The sequence below is a fragment of the Bacillus sp. ISL-78 genome, from assembly GCF_018613455.1.
GTDB lineage: Bacteria > Bacillota > Bacilli > Bacillales > DSM-1321 > Peribacillus > Peribacillus frigoritolerans.
In genome coordinates this window covers 51712-74921 of the sequence record NZ_JAGGQC010000021.1, presented here as the reverse complement: position 1 = coordinate 74921, position 23210 = coordinate 51712, and the positions used below count along the sequence as shown (strand labels likewise).

The window sequence follows — 23210 nt, the reverse complement described above, 5'->3', positions numbered from 1 at the left end:
ATCTAGTTTTGAAGGAATGAATTCTTCAAAAATGAATATAGTCTGGCAATGATGGCGAAGAGGTCACACCCGTTCCCATTCCGAACACGGAAGTTAAGTTCTTCAGCGCCGATGGTAGTTGGGGGTTTCCCCCTGTGAGAGTAGGACGTTGCCAGGCTGTTCATTTAAATCTTTAATGGGTTTTAGGAAACATTATATTATTCCGCAGTAGCTCAGTGGTAGAGCATTCGGCTGTTAACCGAACGGTCGTAGGTTCGAGTCCTACCTGCGGAGCCATATGCTTCCATAGCTCAGTAGGTAGAGCACTTCCATGGTAAGGAAGAGGTCAGCGGTTCGAATCCGCTTGGGAGCTTCCCAATCTATCTATGAACAAAAAAAACAGTTCGGCCCGTTGGTCAAGCGGTTAAGACACCGCCCTTTCACGGCGGTAACACGGGTTCGAATCCCGTACGGGTCACCATTTTAAATCATTAATTCGGAGGATTAGCTCAGCTGGGAGAGCATCTGCCTTACAAGCAGAGGGTCGGCGGTTCGATCCCGTCATCCTCCACCATTATATTCTTTACTTGCCGGTGTAGCTCAACTGGTAGAGCAACTGACTTGTAATCAGTAGGTTGGGGGTTCAAGTCCTCTTGCCGGCACCATTTACAACCATATATTGCGGAGGGGTAGCGAAGTGGCTAAACGCGGCGGACTGTAAATCCGCTCCTTCGGGTTCGGCAGTTCGAATCTGCCCCCCTCCACCATTTTAATAAAATCCTGTGGATCAGTTATATATTCTCTGTATTGGGGAAATATATGATTACCACCTTTTTATTTTGTTGTACATTAATCATTGCATAACATATATTGGGCTATAGCCAAGCGGTAAGGCAACGGATTTTGATTCCGTCATGCGAAGGTTCGATCCCTTCTAGCCCAGCCATTTGCGGAAGTAGTTCAGTGGTAGAATACAACCTTGCCAAGGTTGGGGTCGCGGGTTCGAATCCCGTCTTCCGCTTAATATATTTTAAATTCCTTAGGGGCCTTAGCTCAGCTGGGAGAGCGCCTGCCTTGCACGCAGGAGGTCAGCGGTTCGATCCCGCTAGGCTCCACCATCAACTACATACACCAAAACTTACGTCTTAAGCCAAAAATGGTTTAAGACTTTTTTTTGTTTATGGCATAGTTGGGTAAACTAATTCCCAGAAAGATATTTTTTCACAAAAAAACATATGTAATCAGAACACGTGCATCTTTATACATGGAAATGTCGAGTTGAACCAATTGGCATATACGATATAAAATGATGGAAGGGGGAATTGTATGTCTATTCAGAAAATTTCCGTCATCGGATTGCCTATGGACCTTGGTCAAGCAAGGCGAGGGGTGGATATGGGACCTAGTGCCATCCGCTGCGCAGAGATTGTCGAGCGTCTTGAAAAGTTGAATATAGAAGTAGAGGATTTAGGGGATATAATTGTAGGGCGTCCTGAAAATGCAGATGAACCCGGAACAAATTTAAAAAACTTACAGCTTGTAGCAAAAGGTAACACCCAGTTAGCTGCAAGAGTTGATGAAATAATAGAAGAAGGTTCCTTTCCGCTTGTATTGGGGGGAGACCATTCAATAGCGATAGGCACACTGGCAGGAGTCTCGAAGCACTATAAGAATTTAGGTGTGATTTGGTACGACGCACATGGCGACTTAAATACGGAAGAAACTTCACCATCAGGAAATATACACGGGATGCCTTTAGCTGTCAGTATTGGAATTGGTCATCCGGACCTGATTAATATTCATGGTTTTGCTCCAAAAGTGAAACCTGAAAACATCGTAATCATTGGAGCGAGGTCATTGGATGAAGGGGAAAAGGAACTTATCCGTGAGAAAGGGATTAAAGTATTCACGATGCATGAGATCGACCGGATGGGAATGACACGGGTCATGGAAGAATGCATGGATTATTTAAGGGAAAGAACGGACGGCGTCCACCTTTCACTGGATTTGGATGGAGTGGACCCAGCAGATGCACCCGGAGTCGGGACACCGGTAATTGGTGGTATAAGTTATCGGGAAAGTCATTTGGCCATGGAAATGCTTGCGGAATCCAACTTGATTACATCCGCTGAATTCGTTGAAGTGAATCCCATTTTAGATGAGCGAAATAAAACGGCAATCGTTGCCGTGGCCTTAATGGGTTCGCTATTTGGAGAAAAATTATTATAACTAATAATTAAAAGAAACAGTAACCGGCTTGTAATGGGTTACTGTTTTTTATATGCTAGAAGACGTAGGTTCATTTACCAGGGTGTATGTAACAGAAACATATCTATAGATAAATGGATGCAATCTTGTATCCATATTCACTTGAGAGCACGTCTGTCCATGAGATCTCCGTTTTTAGTTAAATGGATGTATTGAATGATTAAAGAATCCAGTTTGCTGCTAACTTCAATAACTTCATTATCCACCATCGAAGAACGGGAAGCCAAAAACATCATTTTCTGTCTGCATTGTTCAATATGGTCTAAAATTTGTTCAGTACTCATATAGAGAATCACTCCTTTGAATTTTACAATTTCTTACTATATAGCCCTGTTTTTTTTTTCTTAAACATAAAATGTAAAACTTTGTTAAAATTAATGTATTAAATTTTTGAAACCTTTCAGCTTACGATTCGTAGTAATCGTATAGCCGCATGAGCGGGGGTAATACCGGAAAATGGATGCACTCATTAAAGAGAGAATTAATCAAGTATTAAAAGGAGACCATAATGCCTTTGGGGAAATTGTCGAAATTTACAAGGACAAAGTTTTCCAAATATGTTTCAGGATGCTCGGAAACAGGCAAGAAGCAGAAGATTTGGCTCAAGAGGCCTTTGTAAGGGCCTACGTGAACATTCGAAGTTTCAATATAACAATGAAATTTTCTACATGGTTATATCGGATTGCGACCAATCTTTGTATTGACCGGCTTCGAAAGAAAAAACCGGACTACTATCTCGATGCAGAGGTGGCAGGAACAGAGGGATTGAATATGTATTCCCAAATTGCATCGGATATGGCGAAACCCGAGGAAGAGGTTGAATCATTAGAACTGCAGGAAACCATTCAAGTGGAGATAATGAAATTGCCCGAGAAATACCGATCGGTAATCGTATTGAAGTATATTGAAGAGTTATCTCTAAAGGAAATCAGTGAGATACTCGATTTGCCGGTCGGTACGGTTAAGACGAGGATACATCGCGGTCGCGAAGCCTTGCGTAAACAACTACGCCATTTATAAAAAGAAGGTGAGAAAAATGAACTGCCATGAGGAAATCATTGAATATATGCATGATTATTTAGATGAGGACATCAAACCGGAGCATAAAGAAGTTTTACGGGAGCACTTGCATGACTGTGCTGAATGCCGGGATTACTTTCATGAAATGAAAAAGGCGGTCGCTCTTGTACAAAGCACTTCCCATATAAAGGCCCCGGATGACTTTACAGCGAAGGTTATGGCTCAATTGCCAAAGGAAACGAAAACAACAGGTGCCAAACGTTGGTTCAAAAGCCATCCTTTCATGACAGCGGCAGCGATGTTCATCATATTGATGACAGGATCTGTTTTTTCCACTTATAATCAGGACGAACATTTTTCAGTATCAAAGCAGCCTAACTTAGTGGTCGAAGGTGAAACGGTGATTGTGCCTGAGGGTGAGACAATCAAGGGAAATGTGGTAGTTCAAAATGGTAATATTCAAATAGATGGTGAAGTAGAGGGAGATGTGACAGTCATAAATGGGCATAAGTATATGTCTAAAGCAGGGAATGTGACTGGAAGCATCCATGTTATTGACCAAGCTTTTGAGTGGATGTGGTATAAAGTGAAGGACACTGCAACCTCGTTGGTTCCTGCTAAAGAGGAGAAAAAAGAATAAGGAATAGAAGCTGGGCAGGGGCATCGTTTTTGATTTACGATGACTTCGCCCAGCTTTATTTTTTTAAGGAAGGGAAACCATTTTTAATGGTTCTTTTTTCCTGTGTAAATTTCTCACACTAGTTTTTAGATGAATCATTTAAAAAATGGTATACTATTAAGGTTATTGTAAATAAAGATTGTAATTGGTATTTGGAGTAATACTGACTGGAGGAAACAACATGTCTTTAACCAATTTGACTGTTTGGGACTATGTAGTAAATTTCATTGATATTCTCCTTGTATGGTTTGTGATATATAAATTGTTAACTATTATTCGAGGCACGAAGGCTATTCAGCTGCTAAAAGGAATTTTTGTAATTGTCATTGTAAAAAGCTTAAGCAACCTGTTTGGTTTCAATACACTCGGATGGTTAATGGCACAAGTCATGAATTGGGGAGTATTGGCTATTCTCGTCATTTTTCAACCTGAACTGAGAAGGGCACTTGAACAATTAGGACGCGGGAAGCTCTTTGCAAGGGGCACCGTTCCAGAAGAGAATCAGCAAGAGCGTTTAGTCGAGGAAATCCTAAAGGCGTCCACCTATATGGCAAAAAGGCGGATTGGTGCCTTGATTACGATAGAAAAAGGTACGGAGCTGGGGGATTATGTTGAAACGGGGATACCCCTGAAATCCTATATTTCTTCAGAACTGCTCATTAATATTTTCATCCCTAATACGCCGCTCCATGATGGCGCAGTTATTTTACAAAATAACCAGGTGGCAGCCGCCGCTTGCTATTTGCCATTATCAGAGAGTCCATTCATATCAAAGGAACTTGGCACACGGCATAGGGCAGCCATAGGCATGAGTGAAGTTACGGATAGTCTGACGATTGTCGTATCAGAAGAAACGGGAGGAATATCCGTCACTAAAAACGGGGAACTTTACCGGGATTTGAATCAAGAATCATTTAGGGCCATGCTTACAAGTGAACTGGTAGTGGAAAATATCAAATCAACTTCCTCAAGCATCTTTAACTGGAGGGGGAAAAAGAATGGATAAATTCACCAATAGCGCTTGGTTTATGAGAATCGTAGCTTTTGCCTTGGCAGCACTTTTGTTCATTTCTATTAACTTTGAGATGGAGTCGGATAAAAAATCCCTTGGTTTATCGACTGCCCCTGAAATCAGTACGGAGACCATCGAAAATGTACCGGTTGAAGTGTACTATGACCGTGAGAATCTAGTGGTGAGCGGGGTGCCTGAAACAGTTGATGTTACTCTAAAGGGAGCAAAAAGCCTATTGATTAATGCGAAAAATCAAAGGGATTTTAAAGTGTATGTAGACCTTTCTGATCCTGCAATCTCAATGGGGGACAGAACTGTCACATTTAAAATAAGTGATTTGAATGAAAAGTTAGTGGCGACGATCGATCCGGAATATGCGGAAGTCAACGTTCAGGAACGGGTGACGAAGGAATTCTCCGTTGAGGCCGAGTATAACAGCTCTTTACTTGAAGAGGGGTATACAGCTGGTCAGCCAACAGTCAGCCCGAAAACTGTTAAAATAACGGGTGCTAAAGATGCAATTGAACAAATTTCCTATGTAAAGGCAAACCTTGAAATAAGTAAGGGACTTAACGAAACGGTGAACAGCAAGGCAACCGTTAAAGCCTTGGACAGGGATTTGAATAAGCTGGATGTGACGATCGAGCCATCTTCTGTTGCCGTTTCCTTAAAAGTGAGCATTCCTTCCAAGACGGTGTCGATAGCACCGAAGCAAACCGGCAAGGCAAAGGATGGAATCAGGATCACGAGTATAAGTGTCGATCCAAAAGAGGTCACCTTATTTGGTTCGGAGACGAGCCTGGAGAAAATAGATGAAATAAATCTTCCTGTAAATATCTCGAAAATTGATGGTGATACAGAACTGGAACTCGATCTTAATAAACCGGATAGTGTACAAAAAATGTCCTTGGGTAAGGCGAAGGTCAAGATTCGTACAGAAAAAGTTGATGTAGATGAAGAGAATGCAGAGCCAGTCGTGGAAGAGGAAGAACCAGAAACCGAACAAAAACAAGAAGAACAAGTAGTCGAAGAAAAACCAGAACCAGAAGAAGAAGATGAACCGGCTGCCGTTGAGTCCAAAACTTTCAACAATATACAAATAGTTCCTGTGGGCATACGGGATGACCAAGATGCCGAATTGGAATCCGATGTAACCAGCATCACTTTGCTTGGTGATGCGGATGATTTGAAGAAAATAACTAAAGACGACATTAATCTTACAGTAGATGTGAGTAATTTAGATGAAGGTACGCATGATGTGGATCTGGCGGTAACAGTGCCTGAGGGAGTGGAATGGGAACTGGATTCTAAAACGGTTTCGGTCACCATCACACAAAAAGACGAAGAGACATGACCTTCCTTTAACATCATCATTAAATTCAGTAACGATTCGAAGAAGGAGCGATAAAGATGGGTAAATATTTTGGAACAGACGGAGTAAGGGGTATAGCGAATAGCGAGTTAACACCGGAGTTGGCATTTAAACTAGGCCGTTTTGGTGGCTACGTCCTTACTAGAAATACAGAAAAACCCAAAGTGCTTATAGGACGCGATACTCGTATTTCAGGTGAAATGCTGGAAGGTGCGCTTGTTGCAGGTCTTTTATCCATTGGGGCTGAAGTGATGCGCCTGGGTGTCATTTCGACACCGGGAGTAGCCTATTTAACAAAGGCCTTAAGTGCTGAAGCAGGTGTCATGATTTCCGCTTCGCATAATCCGGTAGCGGATAATGGCATTAAATTCTTTGGACCGGATGGGTTTAAGTTATCCGATGATCAAGAAGCGGAAATTGAAGCACTATTAGATATGGAAAAGGATGAACTTCCACGCCCGGTTGGCGGAGATTTAGGCCATTTGAACGATTATTTCGAAGGAGGGCAAAAGTATCTCCAGTACTTGAAACAATCAGTGGATGAAGACTTTACAGGCATACATGTTGCTCTTGATTGTGCACATGGGGCCACATCTGCCTTGGCCATGCATCTGTTTGCAGATCTTGATGCAGACATCTCTACAATGGGGGCATCGCCCAATGGCTTGAACATTAATGATAAGGTAGGTTCCACCCACCCTGAAGCACTTGCTGAATTCTTAAAAGAAAAAGGTGCGGATGTTGGACTTGCTTTCGATGGTGACGGTGACCGTGTCATTGCCATAGATGAAAAAGGGAATATAGTGGACGGCGACCAAATCATGTATATCTGTGCGAAATACTTGAAAGAAAATAACCGTCTGAAACAGGGAACAGTGGTTTCTACGATCATGAGTAACCTTGGTTTTTATAAAGGTCTTGAAGAGCATGGCATACAAAGCGCCCAGACGGCAGTGGGAGATCGCTATGTGGTCGAGGAGATGCGAAAAGGCGGCTATAACCTTGGCGGTGAACAATCCGGACATATCATCTTCCTGGACTATAACACGACAGGTGATGGCCTATTGACGGGTCTACAGCTTGTGAACATCATGAGCGATACCCAAAAAACCTTATCGGAGCTTGCTGGCGAGATGAAGAAATATCCACAAACGCTGATCAATGTCAGAGTTACCGATAAACACGCTGTAACCGATAATGAAAAGGTACAGGAAGTCATCAAGGCTGTTGAAGGGGAAATGAACGGAAATGGCCGTATTTTGGTGAGACCATCCGGTACTGAACCGCTAGTCCGTGTTATGGCTGAAGCACCGACAGTTGAGGAATGCACTAATTATGTAGATCGCATCGTCGCAGTTGTAAGAGCGGAAATGGGAATAAACGAATAACCAATCCTATGCATAAAAGGAACGAAATTTCCTTTTATGCATATTTTTATAAAGAAGTTCTTTTTCGCAGGTCTTGGTAATAAAGAATTGACCTATGTCCCTTATTTAAGGTATGATTATCCTGATTTACAACTCATTTTCTTGAAAATGGTTGTTTTAAAAAGGAGGGTAGGCAAGGAGAAAAGGATTCACAAAAGCGCCTGAACTAAGTCTGGACGAGAAATGGCTTAGTTGACGAGGAGGAGGTTTATCGAATGATCGGCGGATACCTCCCGGCTGAAGTGCACAGCCGCAATAATTCCAATCTTAAAACAGTAGGGCAACTTACTGCACAAAGGGTTGGAAATGCACAATGGGAAAAAGTGCTTTAGGGCATTTCCTTTATAAAAATATATTAGAGATGAGGGGGCAGGGATGCCCCCGTGCATTCCTGTTCCCTCGAATCGGTTGGAGGAACAGAAATTATGTGTGGAATTGTTGGATATATTGGACTTAACGATGCAAAGGAAATTTTATTAAAAGGTCTTGAAAAACTTGAATATCGCGGTTATGACTCTTCAGGGATTGCTGTGAGAAATGAAGCAGGCGTGACAATCTTTAAGGAAAAGGGAAGAATCGCGGACTTACGAGCAGCCGTGGATGAAAATACTATGGCACAAACCGGAATTGGACATACGCGCTGGGCCACCCATGGTGTGCCAAGCCGTGAAAATGCCCATCCGCACCAAAGTAATTCAGGTCGATTGACTTTAGTTCATAATGGGGTCATTGAAAACTATGCGATTCTAAAACGTGAATATTTGAAGGATGTTGCCTTTAAAAGTGAAACGGATACGGAAGTCATCGTTCAACTCATAGAGAAGTTCGTTAACGAGGGCATGGAAGTGGAAGAGGCGTTCCGTCAAACACTCACTCTATTAGAGGGTTCATATGCAATTGCCCTATTGGATGCTGAAAATGATGAAACCATCTTAGTCGCCAAAAATAAAAGCCCGCTGCTGATCGGCGTCGGAAAAGACTTTAACGTTGTCGCTTCGGATGCAATGGCGATGTTGCAAGTCACAGATCAATTCCTTGAACTGATGGATAAGGAAATGGTTATCGTGACAAATGAAAAGGTAACGATCAAGAACCTTTCCAACGAAGAAGTCATGCGTGCTCCTTACACGGCTGAACTTGATGCAAGTGATATTGAAAAAGGTACGTATCCTCACTATATGCTCAAGGAAGTCGACGAGCAGCCAGCGGTAATACGTAAAATCATTCAAGCATACCAAAATGAAGAAGGTAAACTTGCAATCGACTATAATATTACTGAAGCCGTAAGTGAGGCTGACCGTATTTATATCATCGCTTGCGGAACCAGCTATCATGCAGGGTTGATTGGTAAGCAATTCATCGAAAAAATGACTGAAATTCCGGTTGAGGTCCATGTCGCATCGGAATTCACTTACAATATGCCGTTATTATCGAAAAAACCGTTATTCATCTTCATTTCACAAAGTGGTGAAACTGCAGATAGCCGTGCCGTATTAGTGTCCATCAAAGCGCTTGGTCATAAAGCCCTGACCATCACGAACGTACCTGGCTCTACATTGTCACGTGAAGCGGATTATACGCTCTTGCTGCATGCTGGCCCTGAAATTGCCGTTGCCTCTACAAAGGCCTACACAGCTCAAGTGGCAGTCTTATCAATCTTGGCAAATGTAACTGGCCAATTCCGTAACATGGAGTATGGTTTCGACCTTGTAAAAGAGCTTGGAATCGTTGCGACGGCCATGGAAGCCCTATGTGATTCGAAAGAAGAGATGGAAGACATCGCCCGTGAATATTTGTCCGTTACGAGAAACTGCTTCTTCATCGGCCGTTCACTTGACTACTATGTTGTACTTGAAGGGGCCCTTAAGCTGAAGGAGATTTCTTACATCCAGGCGGAAGGCTTTGCTGGCGGAGAGCTTAAACATGGAACGATTGCCTTGATTGAAGAAGGTACACCTGTCATAGCCCTTGCTACTCAAGCAGGCGTCAACCTAAGCATCCGTGGTAATGTGAAGGAAGTGGTTGCCCGTGGCGCCAACCCTTGCATCATTTCCATGAAGGGTCTGGAAGAAGAGGATGATCGTTTCGTCATCCCGGAAGTGAATGAACTATTAACACCCCTTATCTCTGTTATCCCGCTGCAGCTCATTGCCTACTACGCAGCCTTGCACCGCGAATGTGACGTGGATAAACCGCGTAACCTTGCGAAAAGTGTAACGGTTGAGTAAGTGGGAATGAATGCAATGTAGATTATGAAAAGTTGCGAAGCTTTACCCCTTTGGCTATGATTAGCCAAAGGGGTATTTTTTATATTTAAAACAACGGGAACCTCCCAAGTTGACAAGTGGATTAGAAGACCGAGGTAATAAGAATCGGTGGCAGTGTAATGCAGTCTATCAAATCCATCAGTAGGTAGTCATGGCATTTAGAGCAATGTTAATGATCTTCCGATGGTACATTGTTGAAAGAAACCCGTATTGAATTTAGGGGATGTTGAAAATGAAGTCTTCATAAAAATTTTTTTATTTAGGAGAGAATAGCATGGAAGTCTTTGCAGAATTTTTAGCGAATATCGATAACCCGCAACATAGGGAACGAACGGAAGAAGTCCTGGCTTGGGTAACTAAGAAATTTCCAAATCTAATGTCGAAGATTGCGTGGAATCAGCCTATGTTTACCGATCATGACACATATATCATTGGCTTTAGCGTAGCCACACATCATTTGGCTGTTGCCCCTGAAAAGGCAGGGATCGATCATTTCTCTGATGAAATCGTGCAGGCTGGCTATGATCACACCAAGCAGTTGGTACGTATCAAGTGGGACAGTCCGGTTGATTACCCATTACTTGAGAAAATGATAGAGTATAATATTTTTGATAAGGCAGACTGTTCAACTTTTTGGCGGAAATAAAAAAATGATTATTAAGGGTGAAAACCAACAAATAGATTTAAAAAACAGCTGCCATTGCAGCTGTTTTTTATTACCTATGATTTAAAATAAATTTTAAGATCAAAAAACCTCACGAAATAGGAAGCAGAATCGTAAAAGTAGTTCCCTTTTCGAGTTCGCTTTTTACGGATATGGTCCCTTCATGCATCTCTATAATCCTTTTTACGATCGATAGCCCTAAACCGCTGCCGCTTTTTGAACGTTCCCTTGCCAGGTCGGCTTTATAGAATCGCTCGAAAATATGGAACTGGTCTGTTTCGGAAATGCCGATTCCATTGTCGGATATCGTTATGGATGCCAGGCTATCAATCTGTTGTAATCGAATCGAGATCTTTCCGCGATGGCCGGTGAATTTGATGCTATTGTGTATTAAATTTGTCCATACTTGGCTCATCAAATCCTGGTCTCCAACTATTCGAATCTTTTCTAGGGATATGTCCAATTCGAGTTCTTTGTCCAACCAAGCGGGTTCACAAGCCAAAATAATGGTCCTTATTTGCTGATCCAGCCGGAAATCTGTCCTATCAAAAGGATGATGCTCAGATTCAAGGGATGTAAGCTTTAGAAGGTTATCGCTTAATTTGGATAATCTCCTGCTCTCTGTTTCTATTATATTAAGATAATGATTTCGTTCTTCGATTGTCAGCATATTAACTTGAAGTGCTTGGGCAAATCCTACAATGGAGGTAAGAGGCGACTGTATTTCATGTGAGACATTAGAGATGAACTCCTGCCGCATTTCTTCCATTTGCTTCAATTGCTTGGCCATGTGATTGAAGTGGTTAATGATGTCGGTCATTTCGTTTCTCTTGTCCATATTAAAATCCAGTTGTACATTATAATCGCCATTTGCTATTTTCCTTAAGGCATCTATGATCTCGAGGTAAATATTTACCCGTTTATTATGATGGATAGCATGGATAAGGTGACCAATTAATATCATGATTGCGATGCTTGTCACGATTGTAGCCAGATAGCGAACATAATCGGTTAACCTTAAGGGCAAAAGCTCAATGATATAGTACCCGGCGGAAAAGGAAATTGAAATAAACGTTACAAAAAACAGCATGCCAAGCATTTTTTTGAAAAATCGATTGCCTCTCATCTCGTTATCTCCAAACGGTAGCCCAATCCCCAGATCGTTTTAATCCGGAAGGGGAAATCCGATTCGGGAAACCGTTCCCTCACTCTTTTTATATGAACATCGACAGTCCGTTCATCACCTTCATAATCATAGCCCCAAATGTCTTCGATAAGATCTTCCCTGGAAAAAGTTTTTCCAGGATAGCTTGCTAATTTAAACAGCAATTCGAATTCTTTTAATGGAATCGTATATGCCTGTTCTTTGAATGACATTTCATGCGTGTTGCGATTCATTTTTAATTCGCCGATATTTAATGTTTGTGAAATAGTGATTTTATACCGTTTTAATAAAGCCTTTATTCTAAGAACCAATTCGATCGGTTCAAATGGCTTTACAAGATAATCATCTGCCCCAAGCCCGAATCCTTTTACTTTTTGTGTTGTTTCCCCTTTTGCAGTCAGCATTAAAATGGGGATATCACTAAATTCCCGTAACTCTTTGCATAATTGCCATCCATCCATGTTAGGCATCATAATATCGATGACTGCCAAATCGATTTTCACTTTTTCCATTACTTTCAATGCTTGCATTCCATCTGAGGCTTCATATAGATCAAAGCCTTCTTTTCTTAACAACAGGTTTATAAGTTCGCGGATATGTGCATCATCATCGACTATCAATATTTTTGTCATCCTTCTTCTTTCCTTTCGGCGAATTAGGCCAGGTCAAGCTTGTGCAACTGCTGTTGGGCAAATTCGCGATATAATGAGTGCGTATTATATAGCTCTTTATGTGTTCCGCTGCCTGTTATTTTCCCTTTTTCAAGGAAGATGATTTGATCTGAACCGATAACGGTCGATAGGCGGTGGGCGATGACTATTGTTGTTCTTCCTTTCATTAAATGATTTAATGCCTGTTGAACCACTTTTTCTGATTTGCTGTCCAGGCTGGAGGTAGCTTCATCCAGCATTAATATTTTCGGATTTCTTAAAAATGCACGGGCGATTGCAATTCTTTGTCTTTGACCGCCTGATAATTTCATGCCCCTTTCACCGACCTCTGTATCATATCCGTTCGGAAGCTCAGAAATGAATTGATCTGCATACGCCATTTTAGCCACTTGATTTAATTCTTCATCTGTTATATCCCGATCGATGCCATAACAAATATTATCTCGAATTGTACCGGATACAATCGGGCTTTCTTGTGAAACATATCCAATCTGGCTTCTCCATGAAAGCAGGGTGAAGTCATTTATGGATGTCCCACCTATGGATATGGACCCTTCCTGTGGTTTGTAGAAACGCTCGAATAATGAAAAAAGGGTCGTTTTTCCGCTTCCGCTCGGGCCGACTATTGCAGTGACCTTACCGGCCTCAACGTTAAAGCTTATATCTTTAAGTACCTGTTCTCCATTATTGTAACTATAGTTCAGGTGATCCACGCTGATGGATTGACTCATATTTTGAACGGGCTGCTTCGCATCTTCTTCCTCCGCAGAATCCAGAATGGAAATGATGCGCTCTGTTGCACCCGTTGCTTTTTGGAATTGTGTAAAGAAACTGGCTAATTGAGCCATTGGCATGATTATTTGGAAAAGATACATGATGAATGCAACTAGAGCTCCAGCAGTCAGGGCCCCTGAAGAAACACGCATTCCCCCATATCCTAAAATCAGGACGAGTAATGCCATCATGACAAAACTCATTAGCGGCGCAATCAACGCTTGGATTTTTGCCTCTTTTAATCCGAATTGAAATAATTTCTGAATTCCTTTTTGGCCATTTTGATATTCCGAATCTTCTGCATTAGATGCTTTAACAAGACGTATTTCCGTTAGAACCTGCTGAAGGACTGCGGTGAAGCTTGCTGTCTCGTCCTGCATCCCTTTAGATATTTTGTGCATTTTTTTCCCTAGCGGCATTAATATCAAAACAGAGAGTGGAATTGCGGTGAACATCAATAATGTCATTTTCCAATCGAGTACGAATAATACGATCATGGAACCTACGATGGAAATGATTCCTGTAACGAAATTAGAGAGATGTTCAGAGATTAATCCCTTCACTACAGTTGTATCATTTGTCATTCGGCTGACTGTTTCTCCCGATGGATGATCATCAAAATAACTAATGGGTAATACGAGTAATTTTTTCCATAGTTGATCGCGGATACCTGCCACTACGGATTGACCGATCCGATTTAATAAATAGATGGAAAATCCACTGGCCAATGCTTGAACAATGATGGCAACAACGAGAAGTGTGATTCTTTCAGCGTTTAGTGAACTGACTGAAAAATCATTGATTAGATTTTTTGTGAATAATGGGACTAATAAAGCTACACCTGTTGTGCCTAGGCTTAATGCTAATGCAATCCCTATCATTAGTTTGGAAGGCTTCGTTTGTTGGACCAATCGAATGAACTGGCGCCATCCTTTTTGTTTTTTTGCTTCTGACATATGTAAATACATCCTTTCTCGATTTTCATTACAGAGAAGTATATAAAGAAGTTATGAATTGAATATGAACGAGTCTTAGTTAACCCACAAAAATTTTGGTGAGACCTTTTCTGAATGATGATGAAAAAAATGTGGCAGACACTTAAAATAGTGTCGGCTTTTTTTCATGAAGATACAAGGAAATTAAATATTCGATGGTTAACGGTAAGGAATATGTGTAAGGATCTCAAGTCTATGACTTATAGGTAAAAAGATATAGTGATATCTTGATTTTTATTTCATTTTTAATAATAAATACCTATATAGGCTAAAAACTTACCGGTTTTAACCGATTAAATATGGAGATACAAAAAACAGTATAAGTTAGGTGGAAAAAATGATTATTTTGAATGAGTCCATTGTGTCGCCAATTCTTCTAAAGGTGTTAGAGGAACAGCAAATTCCAGTATTGGAACAAGGGCAATGGGGAGACACATTAACATCAGAAAAGCTAAACATTCAAAAGGATACAGAATTTTTCAAGTCCATGGAAAAGGACAAAAGAATTCTTACAAACTCTGAAAATGGCATAACACTATTAGGTCATTTTCAACCGAATAGCAATGAATACATTTGGTCAAAGTTATTGAAGGATAAGAGTCAGGTACGAAATTTGACGAAATCTTTATATCCTGATTTCTATTTCCAAGATATCGATTTATCCATGATAAGTGAGCTGGATAAAAATCAAATACCATTTCCGGTAGTTATCAAACCCAATATTGGCTATTCAAGTGTAGGTGTGCACAAAGTAAAGAATGAACAGGATTGGGATATGGCCGTGAACCAGCTTAAAGCGGATTTACTTCATTCGGATGGATTATATGATTCAGAAGTGGTCGGTTCCCAGACCGTTTTAATAGAAGAGTGGATTCAGGGTGAAGAGTATGCCATTGATGGTTATTACAATCAAGATGGTGAACCGGTCATTTTGAATGTCTTCAAACGATTATTCAAGGATGAATACGATACTTCCGATCGAATTTATTATACTTCGAAGTTGGCCATTGATGAAATCTATCATGATGCATTGAAGTTCATGAAGAATATCCAAAGGGTACTTCCGCTTAGGAATTATCCTGTACACTTTGAAATCCGCAAAAAGGGAAACCGGGTGATACCCATCGAAATCAATCCCCTGCGTTTTGCTGGGGCGGGTACAACGGATCTAGGTTACCATGCCTATGGAATGAATATGTATGAACACTATTTTTCAGGAACGAAACCCGATTGGAATCGGATATTGGAAGAGATGGACAATCGAATATATAGCTTTTTCTTTGCAGAGGTTCCGCTTGAAATAAATCCGGAAGATGTTGCACGCATTGATCATGATGGACTTTGTCATGAATTCGAGCAGGTTTTGGAATATAGGCAGCTTCCTTTTCAAAATGACCGGAGCATGGCCATCATCTTTTATAGAAGTGAGGATTTAAATGAAAATCTCCAATTGCTTCATTTGGATTTAATACCATATTTGACTATAAAACAACTGGTTTTCAACTAAGGGGGCATGGAAATGAGATTTTCAAAGCTGAATCCTAAAAAATCTCTATTGGCAAAACTATTCTTGTTTTATATTATTCCTTTCGTGATTTTCGCAGGGGCCATGGGCCTTTGCTTTTCCTATATTACTAATAAAATGATCAATGAGAATGTCCTTCCGCAATTCGATGAACGCCTTTCTGAAAATGCCCACAGTTTAGCAGCGAGCCTCAATCCCACTTTGATAAACAAAGCTTCCGAACGGGGCGAAGAGATTAAGCGGAAACTGGATGCCTTTGTTGAAGATAAAGAAGGAATTGAATATGTTTATGTTTTGAAGCGGGAGAATGATGCCGACATGATTGTAGCCTTGAGCGGCAGTGATGACTATATGGTGGAATCCCCCTTCACACCGGAACAGGCAAAATCGATAAATGGAAGCGAAGACATCTTGAGTGAAATATATAAAGATAAGTGGGGAACACATAAGTCGTACTTTACGCCGATCGAAGGAACCGACGCGATTGTCGGAATCGATATGGATGCAAGCTTCATTGATGAATTGAAAAGCACAATGATATTCTATAATATCTTATTTCTTGCAAGTGCTGTTATATTGGGTGTGCTATGCGCCGTTGTCATCGGGAAAAAGATCTCGGGACCCGTCAATGAACTTGTTGGTTACACGAATGAAATGGCAAAAGGGGACTTAAGTAAATCGATTCCCGTTGGCAGAGAGGATGAGATTGGCGATCTGTCAAATGGATTCGAAGATATGAGATTAAGTTTGTCCCATATTATCCAGAATGTCCGTGAACACGCCCAAACGATGAATCAAACGACAGTTTCCATTCAGCAATCCTTTGAAGAGATGGTGGAATCCTATGGCCAGATAGTGACGGGGACAACGGAAGAAGCAAAGGCTTCGGAAGAACGTGCCCATCATATTGACCGGATTTCCAATATGATCAGTGACTTAACGGATACGATCCGTTTAATGAACGAGCAAACGAATGAAATGAATGAATTTACGATGCATGCAAATACACTTGCTGAACAAGGGAGTCAACAAGTGCAAGATGTAACGAGCCAGATGGATAAAATCATGGAAAACGGCCAAGCGAATAAAGCCAATTTGGTGAGCCTGGAAGAGGATGTAGTGAAGATAAATGAAGTGATTGGCCTAATAAGGGTGATTGCTTCCCAAACGAACCTGCTGTCCCTGAATGCGTCCATTGAAGCGGCACGGGCGGGGGATGCTGGCAGAGGTTTTGCCGTAGTAGCTCAAGAGGTGCAAAAATTGGCTGTGCAAACCGATGAATCCATCGATATCATTTCAGAATCGATTATGCGGATTAATGAACAAACAGCCAAAGTCATCCAAAATAATGATGAGAGTTTTCAGGATATACTAAATGGTGTCTCCTTAGTGGAAAACAATGGCGAGATTTTCAATAAGATATTCGAATCCGTAGAGAAATTGCTGAAAGGCACAGAACGATTGGCCGTACATTCGAAAAAAATCAATGAGTCTTCGGATGAAAGCCTGGCATCCATACAGGAAATTGCGGCGATTTCCGAAGAAGGAGTCGCAACAATGGAGCAAATCTCGGCAGCTGCCATTCAACAAAGTACCATAATGGCTGGACTGAAGGAACAAAATGAAGATTTAGCAAAAGAATCGGCGATTTTAGAAGAAATGGTAGAAAAGTTCAATACGGAAAAATAAATATTTGAAGTAAACATCTACAAAAACCTTTCGTTATAACGAGGGGTTTTTGTTTGGGGTAATGCATGTGAGCGTTCATGTTGACCGAGGGCTGTAAGTGATAGCGACTTTGGTTACTGCTTGATTTTTAATAGAATTGAGAGAGTATTAAAAATTGCTGGAAAAAAGTTTCCCCAAACTATTTGCAATCGCTACCATTTAATGTTATGCTTAGTCTTAATTATTTTTGTTCGGTACTAAGGATACTAAAAGTACTACTTTTCGTTTTCGATGATGACTTAGAGCAAGGATAGTAATACATTGTGCTTAGATGCACTAGGAGGCAACAACAATGGAACAAGGTAAAGTAAAATGGTTTAACGCAGAAAAAGGTTTTGGATTCATCGAACGCGAAAACGGAGACGACGTATTCGTACATTTCTCAGCTATCCAAAGCGAAGGTTTCAAATCTTTAGACGAAGGCCAAGAAGTTACTTTTGAAGTAGAACAAGGTCAACGCGGACCTCAAGCTTCTAACGTTCAAAAAGCATAATTTCAATAACAAAAAAAGACGGATCCCTTTTAAAGGGTCCGTCTTTTTTTGTTTTGTGAAAATACATAACAAAAAACCCTGCTAAACGATAAGCAGGGTAAATGGTACAAGTAAAGTAAAACGCTTAAAAAGGTTTGACTAAGTATATCATAGTTTTTCTAAAAAATACTAAATTAAATATATTATACGTATCAAGGTAACGATAGGTAATTATTGAAATCACTGATTGAAGGGGCGTAAAGGAATTTATGTCGCTTCTTTTTTTTTCGCCTGAAGATCAGGAAGAGGAGAGTATGACTTTTTTGTAAGCAAAAAGGGAAACAAAAAAACGATGGCCCACATATAAAAACATATGGGCACTTTCATTAACTTTGGGAAGGGGAAAAGATTCTTATCATTCAAATATGGATTTGAATATTCAGGGAATTATGTTATATTATAATCAAACGAACATTTGAATGAGAGGTGTGAGAAGATGACGGAACTGAAAGATATATGTGATGTTCACCTGCATGATGAAGTGAAGGTCAATCGCATTCAAGAGGAAATGGGCCAGGTGGATATATCCAGCATGTCGAAGCTGTTTAAGGTTATAGGCGATGAAAATAGGGCGAAGGTAGCTTATGCGCTCTGTACGGACGAGGAATTGTGTGTGTGCGATCTGGCCAATATCATTGGTGCTTCGATGGCGACGACGTCACATCATCTTCGTACCCTTTATAAACATGCAATCGTAAAATATCGAAAAGAAGGTAAGTTGGCTTTTTATTCTTTGGATGATCACCATATTAAGCAATTGATTCTCATTGCATTAGAACATCAGCAGGAGGTAAGGGTCGATGGCTGAATCCCCAATGAAAACATATCGTATCCAGGGTCTATCCTGCACGAATTGTGCGGCTAAATTCGAGAACAATGTCCGTGAACTAGAGGGTGTGAAGGATGCCAAAATCAACTTTGGCGCCTCGAAGATATCGGTACAGGGCAGCACGACCATTGAACAGATTGAAAAGGCGGGAGCTTTCGATAACCTGAAGATCCGCGGTGAACAGGAACAGGTAACTCAAAAAGAACCGTTTTGGAAGCAAAAGGAAAATATTAAAGTGTTGTTTTCGGTTATCTTATTGCTGGTCAGCTGGATATTGGATAATCGATATGCTGATGGAAACATCATGCCGGTATTCGGTTATGCGGCTGCAATCATAGTTGGAGGATATTCATTATTTGCCAATGGTTTGAAAAACCTTGTACGGCTTCGCTTTGATATGCACACCCTTATGACGGTAGCCATTATCGGGGCGGCCGTGCTTGGTGAATGGGGCGAGGGTGCGACCGTCGTCATTCTATTTGCGATAAGTGAAGCATTGGAAAAATATTCGATGGATAAAGCACGTAATTCCATCGAATCATTAATGAACATCGCACCTAAAGAAGCTTTGATCCGCAGAGGGCATCATGAAATGATGGTTGCTGTTGACGAGATTGAAGTGGGCGACATCATGATCGTTAAACCTGGTCAAAAGCTTGCAATGGATGGCCGGATCATAAAGGGCGCCTCGACACTTAATCAGGCAGCCATTACTGGTGAATCAGAGCCGGTTTTTAAAACGGTTGAGGGTGAAGTTTTTGCCGGAACCTTAAATGGTGAAGGGCTGCTCGAAGTGGAGGTCACGAAGCGGGTCGAGGATACGACGATTGCAAAAATCATCCACCTTGTTGAAGAAGCACAGGCCGAAAAGGCTCCTTCCCAAGCCTTCGTGGATAAATTCGCGAAATTTTATACGCCGGCCATCATGCTCATTGCCCTGGCCATTGCGGTATTACCGCCGATCGTGATGAACGGGGATTGGAGTGAATGGATTTATCGGGGATTGGCTGTTCTGGTTGTCGGCTGTCCGTGTGCTTTGGTCATTTCTACGCCCATCGCCATCGTGACAGCAATCGGAAATGCTGCGAAACATGGTGTGCTGATTAAAGGCGGGGTCCATTTGGAGGAAGCGGGAGCCTTAAAGGCGATCGCGTTTGATAAAACGGGTACTTTAACAAAGGGCGTACCTGAGGTGACCGATTTCAAAATGTTATCTGATGTGTTGAATGAACAGGAAGTGCTGGCCATCGCCGCTGCTTTAGAAAGCAGATCACAGCATCCCCTTGCCACGGCCATTCTTCAAAAGGCGGAAACCTGCGATGTGGACTATCCTTCTTTATTGGTAGAGGATTTTACTGCGATTACCGGTAAAGGGATAAAAGGGAAAATTAATCAAGAAATCTATTACATTGGTAAACCCCACCTTTTTGTGGAAGAGGCAGGTTTCGTTTTCTCTGATGATGTGCTTAAATTAATCAGCGGCTATCAAAATGCTGGGAAAACGGTGATGGTGCTTGGCGATCAAGTAAAGCTCCTGGCACTCATCGCGGTGTCTGATGAAATAAGGGAAAGCAGTAAGGAAGCCATTAGGAAACTGCATGCTTTGGGAATTGAAAAAACGATCATGCTGACTGGCGATAATATCGGAACGGCAAAAGCGATTGGAGCGGCAGCTGGCGTTCATGAGATTGAGGCGGAGCTATTGCCGCAGGATAAATTGACCATCATCAAACGATGGAAACAAAAATACGATCGAGTGGCCATGGTAGGCGATGGTGTCAATGATGCTCCGGCATTGGCAGCTTCCACGGTAGGAATCGCAATGGGAGGGGCGGGCACGGATACGGCCCTGGAAACAGCCGATATTGCCTTAATGGGAGATGACTTATCGAAGCTGCCTTATACAATCCGCTTAAGCCGCAAAACATTAAAAATCATTAAGCAGAATATCACGTTCTCATTGGTGATTAAAGTCCTGGCCTTATTATTGATAGCGCCGGGCTGGTTAACACTTTGGATGGCGATATTTGCCGACATGGGTGCGACGTTATTAGTTACATTGAACAGCCTTAGGTTATTGAGAATAAAAGAATAGAATAATATGGGCTCCCTGGTGCATCTTAAGGTGCACCAGGGAGCTTTTATTTTGGGCTTTCCAATTGTTTCATGTGAAACTTTGCAAAATTTTGTTTAATTTTATCTTTTAGTAAATGGAAGTCCAATAAAAACATTTTGCTAAGGGCAGCAACCGTTATGCAAGCGATGTCTGGTATGGCTACAATGTGGCTGGCTTTTAGGCGGCATGACAGTTTGTTTAAGTATAATATAGGGAGTAAGTATGTACGGAAGGGATTTGAAATGATGGAATTACAGCAGAGGGCAATCTTGGTTGGAGTCAATCTCAACGGTTCAAAGGATTTTGAGTATTCGATGGAGGAATTGGCCAATTTAACGGAAGCATGTGACGTAGAGGTTGCAGGAACCATCACACAAAATTTGCATCGGGTGAACTCATCACATTTTATCGGTACGGGGAAGATCGAGGAAGTGAAAAATCTCGTTGAGCATAAAGAAGCTAATGTCGTCATTTTTAATGACCAGCTCTCTCCTTCGCAGCTTCGTAATCTGGAGAGGGACATGGATTGCAAGGTGATTGACCGGACAATCTTGATTCTGGATATTTTCGCGCATCGGGCGAAAACGAAGGAAGCACAGCTTCAAGTAGAAGTGGCAAAGCTGCAATATATGCTCCCGCGTCTCGTTGGTTTAAGGGAGTCATTAGGGCGTCAGAGCGGCGGGGTCGGTACAAACAAAGGTGCAGGTGAAAAGCAGTTAGAGCTTGACCGCAGGAGGATCGAGGAAAATATAAGTGTCTTGAATAAAGAACTGGAAGACCTTGTTGCACACAGGCAAACGCAGAGGAAACAGCGGAAAAAGAATGCAGTCCCTGTCGTATCCTTAGTCGGTTATACCAATGCTGGTAAATCTTCGATCATGAATGCACTGATTGAGATGTTCCATCCAAATGCCGAGAAGCAGGTGCTGGAGAAGGATATGCTGTTCGCTACGCTTGAGACGTCAGTCCGAAACATTCCGCTGCCGGATAAAAAGGAATTCTTATTGACGGATACGGTGGGATTTGTGTCTAAATTGCCGCATCATCTAGTGAAAGCATTCCGATCCACATTGGAAGAAGTGGTAGAAGCAGATCTGTTGATTCATGTTGTTGATTTTTCCAATCCTAATCATGAGCAGCAAATGGAGATAACGGAAAAGACTTTAAACGATATAGGCATTAAAGGGATTCCGACGATCTTTGCGTATAATAAAGCGGACCTTACCGAGTTGGATATCCCTCAGGTGAATCGTGGCTCTGTATATATGTCAGCAAAAAACAAAGTTGGCATCGAGGAACTGATAAATCAAATTCGCAAGCATATTTTTGTCGACTATACTCACTGTGAAATGCTGATTCCATTTGATCAAGGGCAGCTTGTTTCTTATTTCAATGAAAATGGACATATAACGGAAACGGAATATGAGGCAATCGGATATCGATTAAAGCTTGAGTGCAAGAAAACGGATTATGAGAAATATAAACGATACGTTATACATCCGGAATGAACCTTCCTGTTGATAATTTGTTAATGGGTTGTTGATAAGTGGAAAAGTCGATTCGTTAATGTGGATAACTTTTGGTTAAATGCCTCTGTTCTGCAAAAACAAAGAGAATAACGCTATATGATATGTGAATAAGTTGTGGATAAAAGTGAAAAGACCCAGGAAACCAAGATTTTCGTTTCTGGGCTTTTTTTTATGTGGACAAAGTGTTGATAAGCAGGTAATCGGAATAAGTCAGTCAAAAATATCAGTAAGTATGATGAAAAGTAAGTTTGGATGTAGAAAAATGACGAGGTTTATCACTTATTGTTAGGAAATATAACATGAATATTACATATTGCAAATTCAATGTCTGGAAATACTTTACACTTTGTATAATGTATCTTGCTTTTTAACATTATAGAATAAATAATACTCAATTCTCCGATTTATCATCAGGATTTGAGTTTTTAAGATTAGTAGGGGGGGCTTTTGTGATAGAAGGAAGCAGGGTCCGAGGCGTGACCAGTGAGAGAATGAGAGAGAAAATAGTAAACAAAATGAGAGACTTTTGGCTGGGAAATCGCCATGACCTGTTAGGTGATTAAATTGATGGAAACCATGTTGGCAATGCTTTCAATCGTTTAAATATGAGGATAGTAGAGAGAATGCACGCAATTCCTCCCTTTTTATTTTTCAAAAA

At 41.3% G+C, this 23210-nt stretch carries 18 protein-coding genes, 9 tRNA genes and 1 rRNA gene; 24 read left to right on the top strand and 4 right to left on the bottom strand.

Annotation, left to right across the window (positions count from 1 at the left end):
• The first annotated feature begins 41 nt into the window (after nucleotides 1-41).
• The 11 genes from rrf to rocF all read left to right on the top strand — a co-directional run bounded on the left by rrf (nucleotide 42) and on the right by rocF (nucleotide 2208).
• Nucleotides 42-157, top strand: a 5S ribosomal RNA gene (gene rrf, locus J7I96_RS19290).
• A 44-nt stretch (nucleotides 158-201) separates the two neighbouring features.
• Nucleotides 202-276: transfer RNA gene (locus J7I96_RS19285), tRNA-Asn, on the top strand.
• 3 nt (nucleotides 277-279) lie between these two features.
• Nucleotides 280-352, top strand: a tRNA-Thr gene (locus tag J7I96_RS19280).
• A gap of 33 nt (nucleotides 353-385) precedes the next feature.
• Nucleotides 386-460: transfer RNA gene (locus tag J7I96_RS19275), tRNA-Glu, on the top strand.
• A 17-nt stretch (nucleotides 461-477) separates the two neighbouring features.
• Nucleotides 478-553 (top strand) — tRNA-Val (locus J7I96_RS19270).
• Nucleotides 554-568: 15 nt separating this feature from the next.
• Nucleotides 569-644, top strand: a tRNA-Thr gene (locus J7I96_RS19265).
• Nucleotides 645-662: 18 nt separating this feature from the next.
• A tRNA-Tyr gene (locus J7I96_RS19260) sits at nucleotides 663-746 on the top strand.
• A gap of 104 nt (nucleotides 747-850) precedes the next feature.
• Nucleotides 851-925: transfer RNA gene (locus J7I96_RS19255), tRNA-Gln, on the top strand.
• Nucleotides 926-928: 3 nt separating this feature from the next.
• Nucleotides 929-1000 (top strand) — tRNA-Gly (locus J7I96_RS19250).
• A gap of 21 nt (nucleotides 1001-1021) precedes the next feature.
• Nucleotides 1022-1097, top strand: a tRNA-Ala gene (locus J7I96_RS19245).
• A 208-nt stretch (nucleotides 1098-1305) separates the two neighbouring features.
• Entirely contained in the window at nucleotides 1306-2208 is a 903-nt protein-coding gene (gene rocF / locus J7I96_RS19240; protein WP_214774676.1) for an arginase, read from the top strand.
• Between the two features lie 137 nt (nucleotides 2209-2345).
• Here the strand turns inward: rocF and J7I96_RS19235 are convergent, their stop codons facing one another.
• Nucleotides 2346-2531, bottom strand: coding sequence for an aspartyl-phosphate phosphatase Spo0E family protein (locus J7I96_RS19235; RefSeq protein ID WP_034304941.1), 186 nt, complete (start codon nucleotides 2529-2531; stop codon nucleotides 2346-2348).
• Nucleotides 2532-2703: 172 nt separating this feature from the next.
• Between J7I96_RS19235 and sigW the strand changes: the two genes are divergently transcribed.
• From sigW to J7I96_RS19200, 7 genes are all read left to right on the top strand, one after another.
• Nucleotides 2704-3267: an RNA polymerase sigma factor SigW gene (gene sigW, locus J7I96_RS19230; RefSeq protein WP_048685727.1), complete on the top strand. Its 564-nt coding sequence runs from the start codon at nucleotides 2704-2706 to the stop codon at nucleotides 3265-3267.
• A gap of 16 nt (nucleotides 3268-3283) precedes the next feature.
• Nucleotides 3284-3907 (top strand): anti-sigma factor family protein, encoded by a 624-nt coding sequence (locus tag J7I96_RS19225; protein ID WP_048685729.1) that lies wholly within the window; start codon nucleotides 3284-3286, stop codon nucleotides 3905-3907.
• A 220-nt stretch (nucleotides 3908-4127) separates the two neighbouring features.
• Nucleotides 4128-4952: a diadenylate cyclase CdaA gene (gene cdaA, locus J7I96_RS19220; RefSeq protein ID WP_034304935.1), complete on the top strand. Its 825-nt coding sequence runs from the start codon at nucleotides 4128-4130 to the stop codon at nucleotides 4950-4952.
• Nucleotides 4945-6312, top strand: coding sequence for a CdaR family protein (locus tag J7I96_RS19215; RefSeq protein WP_214774678.1), 1368 nt, complete (start codon nucleotides 4945-4947; stop codon nucleotides 6310-6312). Before cdaA ends, J7I96_RS19215 begins: the two co-directional genes overlap by 8 nt.
• Nucleotides 6313-6368: 56 nt before the next feature.
• On the top strand, nucleotides 6369-7718 hold the full coding sequence (glmM, locus tag J7I96_RS19210) for a phosphoglucosamine mutase (RefSeq protein ID WP_101225662.1): 1350 nt from the start codon (nucleotides 6369-6371) through the stop codon (nucleotides 7716-7718).
• Nucleotides 7719-8182: 464 nt separating this feature from the next.
• Nucleotides 8183-9985 carry a glutamine--fructose-6-phosphate transaminase (isomerizing) gene (gene glmS / locus J7I96_RS19205; protein WP_214774680.1) on the top strand — a complete coding sequence of 601 codons (1803 nt, stop codon included), beginning with the start codon at nucleotides 8183-8185 and terminating at the stop codon, nucleotides 9983-9985.
• A 313-nt stretch (nucleotides 9986-10298) separates the two neighbouring features.
• A complete protein-coding gene (locus tag J7I96_RS19200; RefSeq protein ID WP_214774682.1) occupies nucleotides 10299-10670 on the top strand; it encodes an iron chaperone in 372 nt (123 codons plus the stop codon).
• A 109-nt stretch (nucleotides 10671-10779) separates the two neighbouring features.
• Here J7I96_RS19200 and J7I96_RS19195 read toward each other — a convergent pair whose 3' ends face one another.
• Genes J7I96_RS19195 through J7I96_RS19185 form a run of 3 tightly spaced genes read right to left on the bottom strand, consistent with a single transcriptional unit; the run spans nucleotide 10780 to nucleotide 14266 of the window.
• Complete coding sequence (locus J7I96_RS19195; RefSeq protein ID WP_214774684.1) at nucleotides 10780-11814, bottom strand: sensor histidine kinase; 1035 nt, start codon at nucleotides 11812-11814, stop codon at nucleotides 10780-10782.
• On the bottom strand, nucleotides 11811-12485 hold the full coding sequence (locus tag J7I96_RS19190; RefSeq protein WP_214924362.1) for a response regulator transcription factor: 675 nt from the start codon (nucleotides 12483-12485) through the stop codon (nucleotides 11811-11813). The genes J7I96_RS19195 and J7I96_RS19190 overlap by 4 nt, the downstream gene beginning before the upstream one ends.
• Nucleotides 12486-12508: 23 nt before the next feature.
• Nucleotides 12509-14266, bottom strand: coding sequence for an ABC transporter ATP-binding protein (locus J7I96_RS19185; RefSeq protein WP_214774688.1), 1758 nt, complete (start codon nucleotides 14264-14266; stop codon nucleotides 12509-12511).
• Nucleotides 14267-14630: 364 nt separating this feature from the next.
• Here J7I96_RS19185 and J7I96_RS19180 point away from each other — a divergent pair, with 364 nt between their 5' ends.
• The 6 genes from J7I96_RS19180 to hflX all read left to right on the top strand — a co-directional run bounded on the left by J7I96_RS19180 (nucleotide 14631) and on the right by hflX (nucleotide 22531).
• A complete protein-coding gene (locus J7I96_RS19180; protein ID WP_214774690.1) occupies nucleotides 14631-15800 on the top strand; it encodes an ATP-grasp domain-containing protein in 1170 nt (389 codons plus the stop codon).
• A gap of 12 nt (nucleotides 15801-15812) precedes the next feature.
• Nucleotides 15813-17507 carry a methyl-accepting chemotaxis protein gene (locus J7I96_RS19175; protein WP_214774692.1) on the top strand — a complete coding sequence of 565 codons (1695 nt, stop codon included), beginning with the start codon at nucleotides 15813-15815 and terminating at the stop codon, nucleotides 17505-17507.
• Between the two features lie 331 nt (nucleotides 17508-17838).
• Nucleotides 17839-18039, top strand: coding sequence for a cold-shock protein (locus tag J7I96_RS19170; protein ID WP_034304915.1), 201 nt, complete (start codon nucleotides 17839-17841; stop codon nucleotides 18037-18039).
• A gap of 475 nt (nucleotides 18040-18514) precedes the next feature.
• Nucleotides 18515-18886, top strand: a complete 372-nt coding sequence (locus J7I96_RS19165) for an ArsR/SmtB family transcription factor (protein ID WP_214774694.1) — start codon at nucleotides 18515-18517, stop codon at nucleotides 18884-18886.
• On the top strand, nucleotides 18879-21002 hold the full coding sequence (locus tag J7I96_RS19160) for a heavy metal translocating P-type ATPase (protein ID WP_214774696.1): 2124 nt from the start codon (nucleotides 18879-18881) through the stop codon (nucleotides 21000-21002). Before J7I96_RS19165 ends, J7I96_RS19160 begins: the two co-directional genes overlap by 8 nt.
• A gap of 263 nt (nucleotides 21003-21265) precedes the next feature.
• Nucleotides 21266-22531, top strand: coding sequence for a GTPase HflX (hflX, locus tag J7I96_RS19155; protein ID WP_214774698.1), 1266 nt, complete (start codon nucleotides 21266-21268; stop codon nucleotides 22529-22531).
• Nucleotides 22532-23210 lie beyond the last annotated feature (679 nt).

What these genes read in the sequence shown, in the direction of transcription:
- rocF (WP_214774676.1), top strand. Translation starts at nt 1,306, where the DNA reads ATGTCTATTCAGAAAATTTCCGTCATCGGATTGCCTATGGACCTTGGT.
- J7I96_RS19235 (WP_034304941.1), bottom strand. Translation starts at nt 2,531, where the DNA reads ATGAGTACTGAACAAATTTTAGACCATATTGAACAATGCAGACAGAAA.
- sigW (WP_048685727.1), top strand. Translation starts at nt 2,704, where the DNA reads ATGGATGCACTCATTAAAGAGAGAATTAATCAAGTATTAAAAGGAGAC.
- J7I96_RS19225 (WP_048685729.1), top strand. Translation starts at nt 3,284, where the DNA reads ATGAACTGCCATGAGGAAATCATTGAATATATGCATGATTATTTAGAT.
- cdaA (WP_034304935.1), top strand. Translation starts at nt 4,128, where the DNA reads ATGTCTTTAACCAATTTGACTGTTTGGGACTATGTAGTAAATTTCATT.
- J7I96_RS19215 (WP_214774678.1), top strand. Translation starts at nt 4,945, where the DNA reads ATGGATAAATTCACCAATAGCGCTTGGTTTATGAGAATCGTAGCTTTT.
- glmM (WP_101225662.1), top strand. Translation starts at nt 6,369, where the DNA reads ATGGGTAAATATTTTGGAACAGACGGAGTAAGGGGTATAGCGAATAGC.
- glmS (WP_214774680.1), top strand. Translation starts at nt 8,183, where the DNA reads ATGTGTGGAATTGTTGGATATATTGGACTTAACGATGCAAAGGAAATT.
- J7I96_RS19200 (WP_214774682.1), top strand. Translation starts at nt 10,299, where the DNA reads ATGGAAGTCTTTGCAGAATTTTTAGCGAATATCGATAACCCGCAACAT.
- J7I96_RS19195 (WP_214774684.1), bottom strand. Translation starts at nt 11,814, where the DNA reads ATGAGAGGCAATCGATTTTTCAAAAAAATGCTTGGCATGCTGTTTTTT.
- J7I96_RS19190 (WP_214924362.1), bottom strand. Translation starts at nt 12,485, where the DNA reads ATGACAAAAATATTGATAGTCGATGATGATGCACATATCCGCGAACTT.
- J7I96_RS19185 (WP_214774688.1), bottom strand. Translation starts at nt 14,266, where the DNA reads ATGTATTTACATATGTCAGAAGCAAAAAAACAAAAAGGATGGCGCCAG.
- J7I96_RS19180 (WP_214774690.1), top strand. Translation starts at nt 14,631, where the DNA reads ATGATTATTTTGAATGAGTCCATTGTGTCGCCAATTCTTCTAAAGGTG.
- J7I96_RS19175 (WP_214774692.1), top strand. Translation starts at nt 15,813, where the DNA reads ATGAGATTTTCAAAGCTGAATCCTAAAAAATCTCTATTGGCAAAACTA.
- J7I96_RS19170 (WP_034304915.1), top strand. Translation starts at nt 17,839, where the DNA reads ATGGAACAAGGTAAAGTAAAATGGTTTAACGCAGAAAAAGGTTTTGGA.
- J7I96_RS19165 (WP_214774694.1), top strand. Translation starts at nt 18,515, where the DNA reads ATGACGGAACTGAAAGATATATGTGATGTTCACCTGCATGATGAAGTG.
- J7I96_RS19160 (WP_214774696.1), top strand. Translation starts at nt 18,879, where the DNA reads ATGGCTGAATCCCCAATGAAAACATATCGTATCCAGGGTCTATCCTGC.
- hflX (WP_214774698.1), top strand. Translation starts at nt 21,266, where the DNA reads ATGATGGAATTACAGCAGAGGGCAATCTTGGTTGGAGTCAATCTCAAC.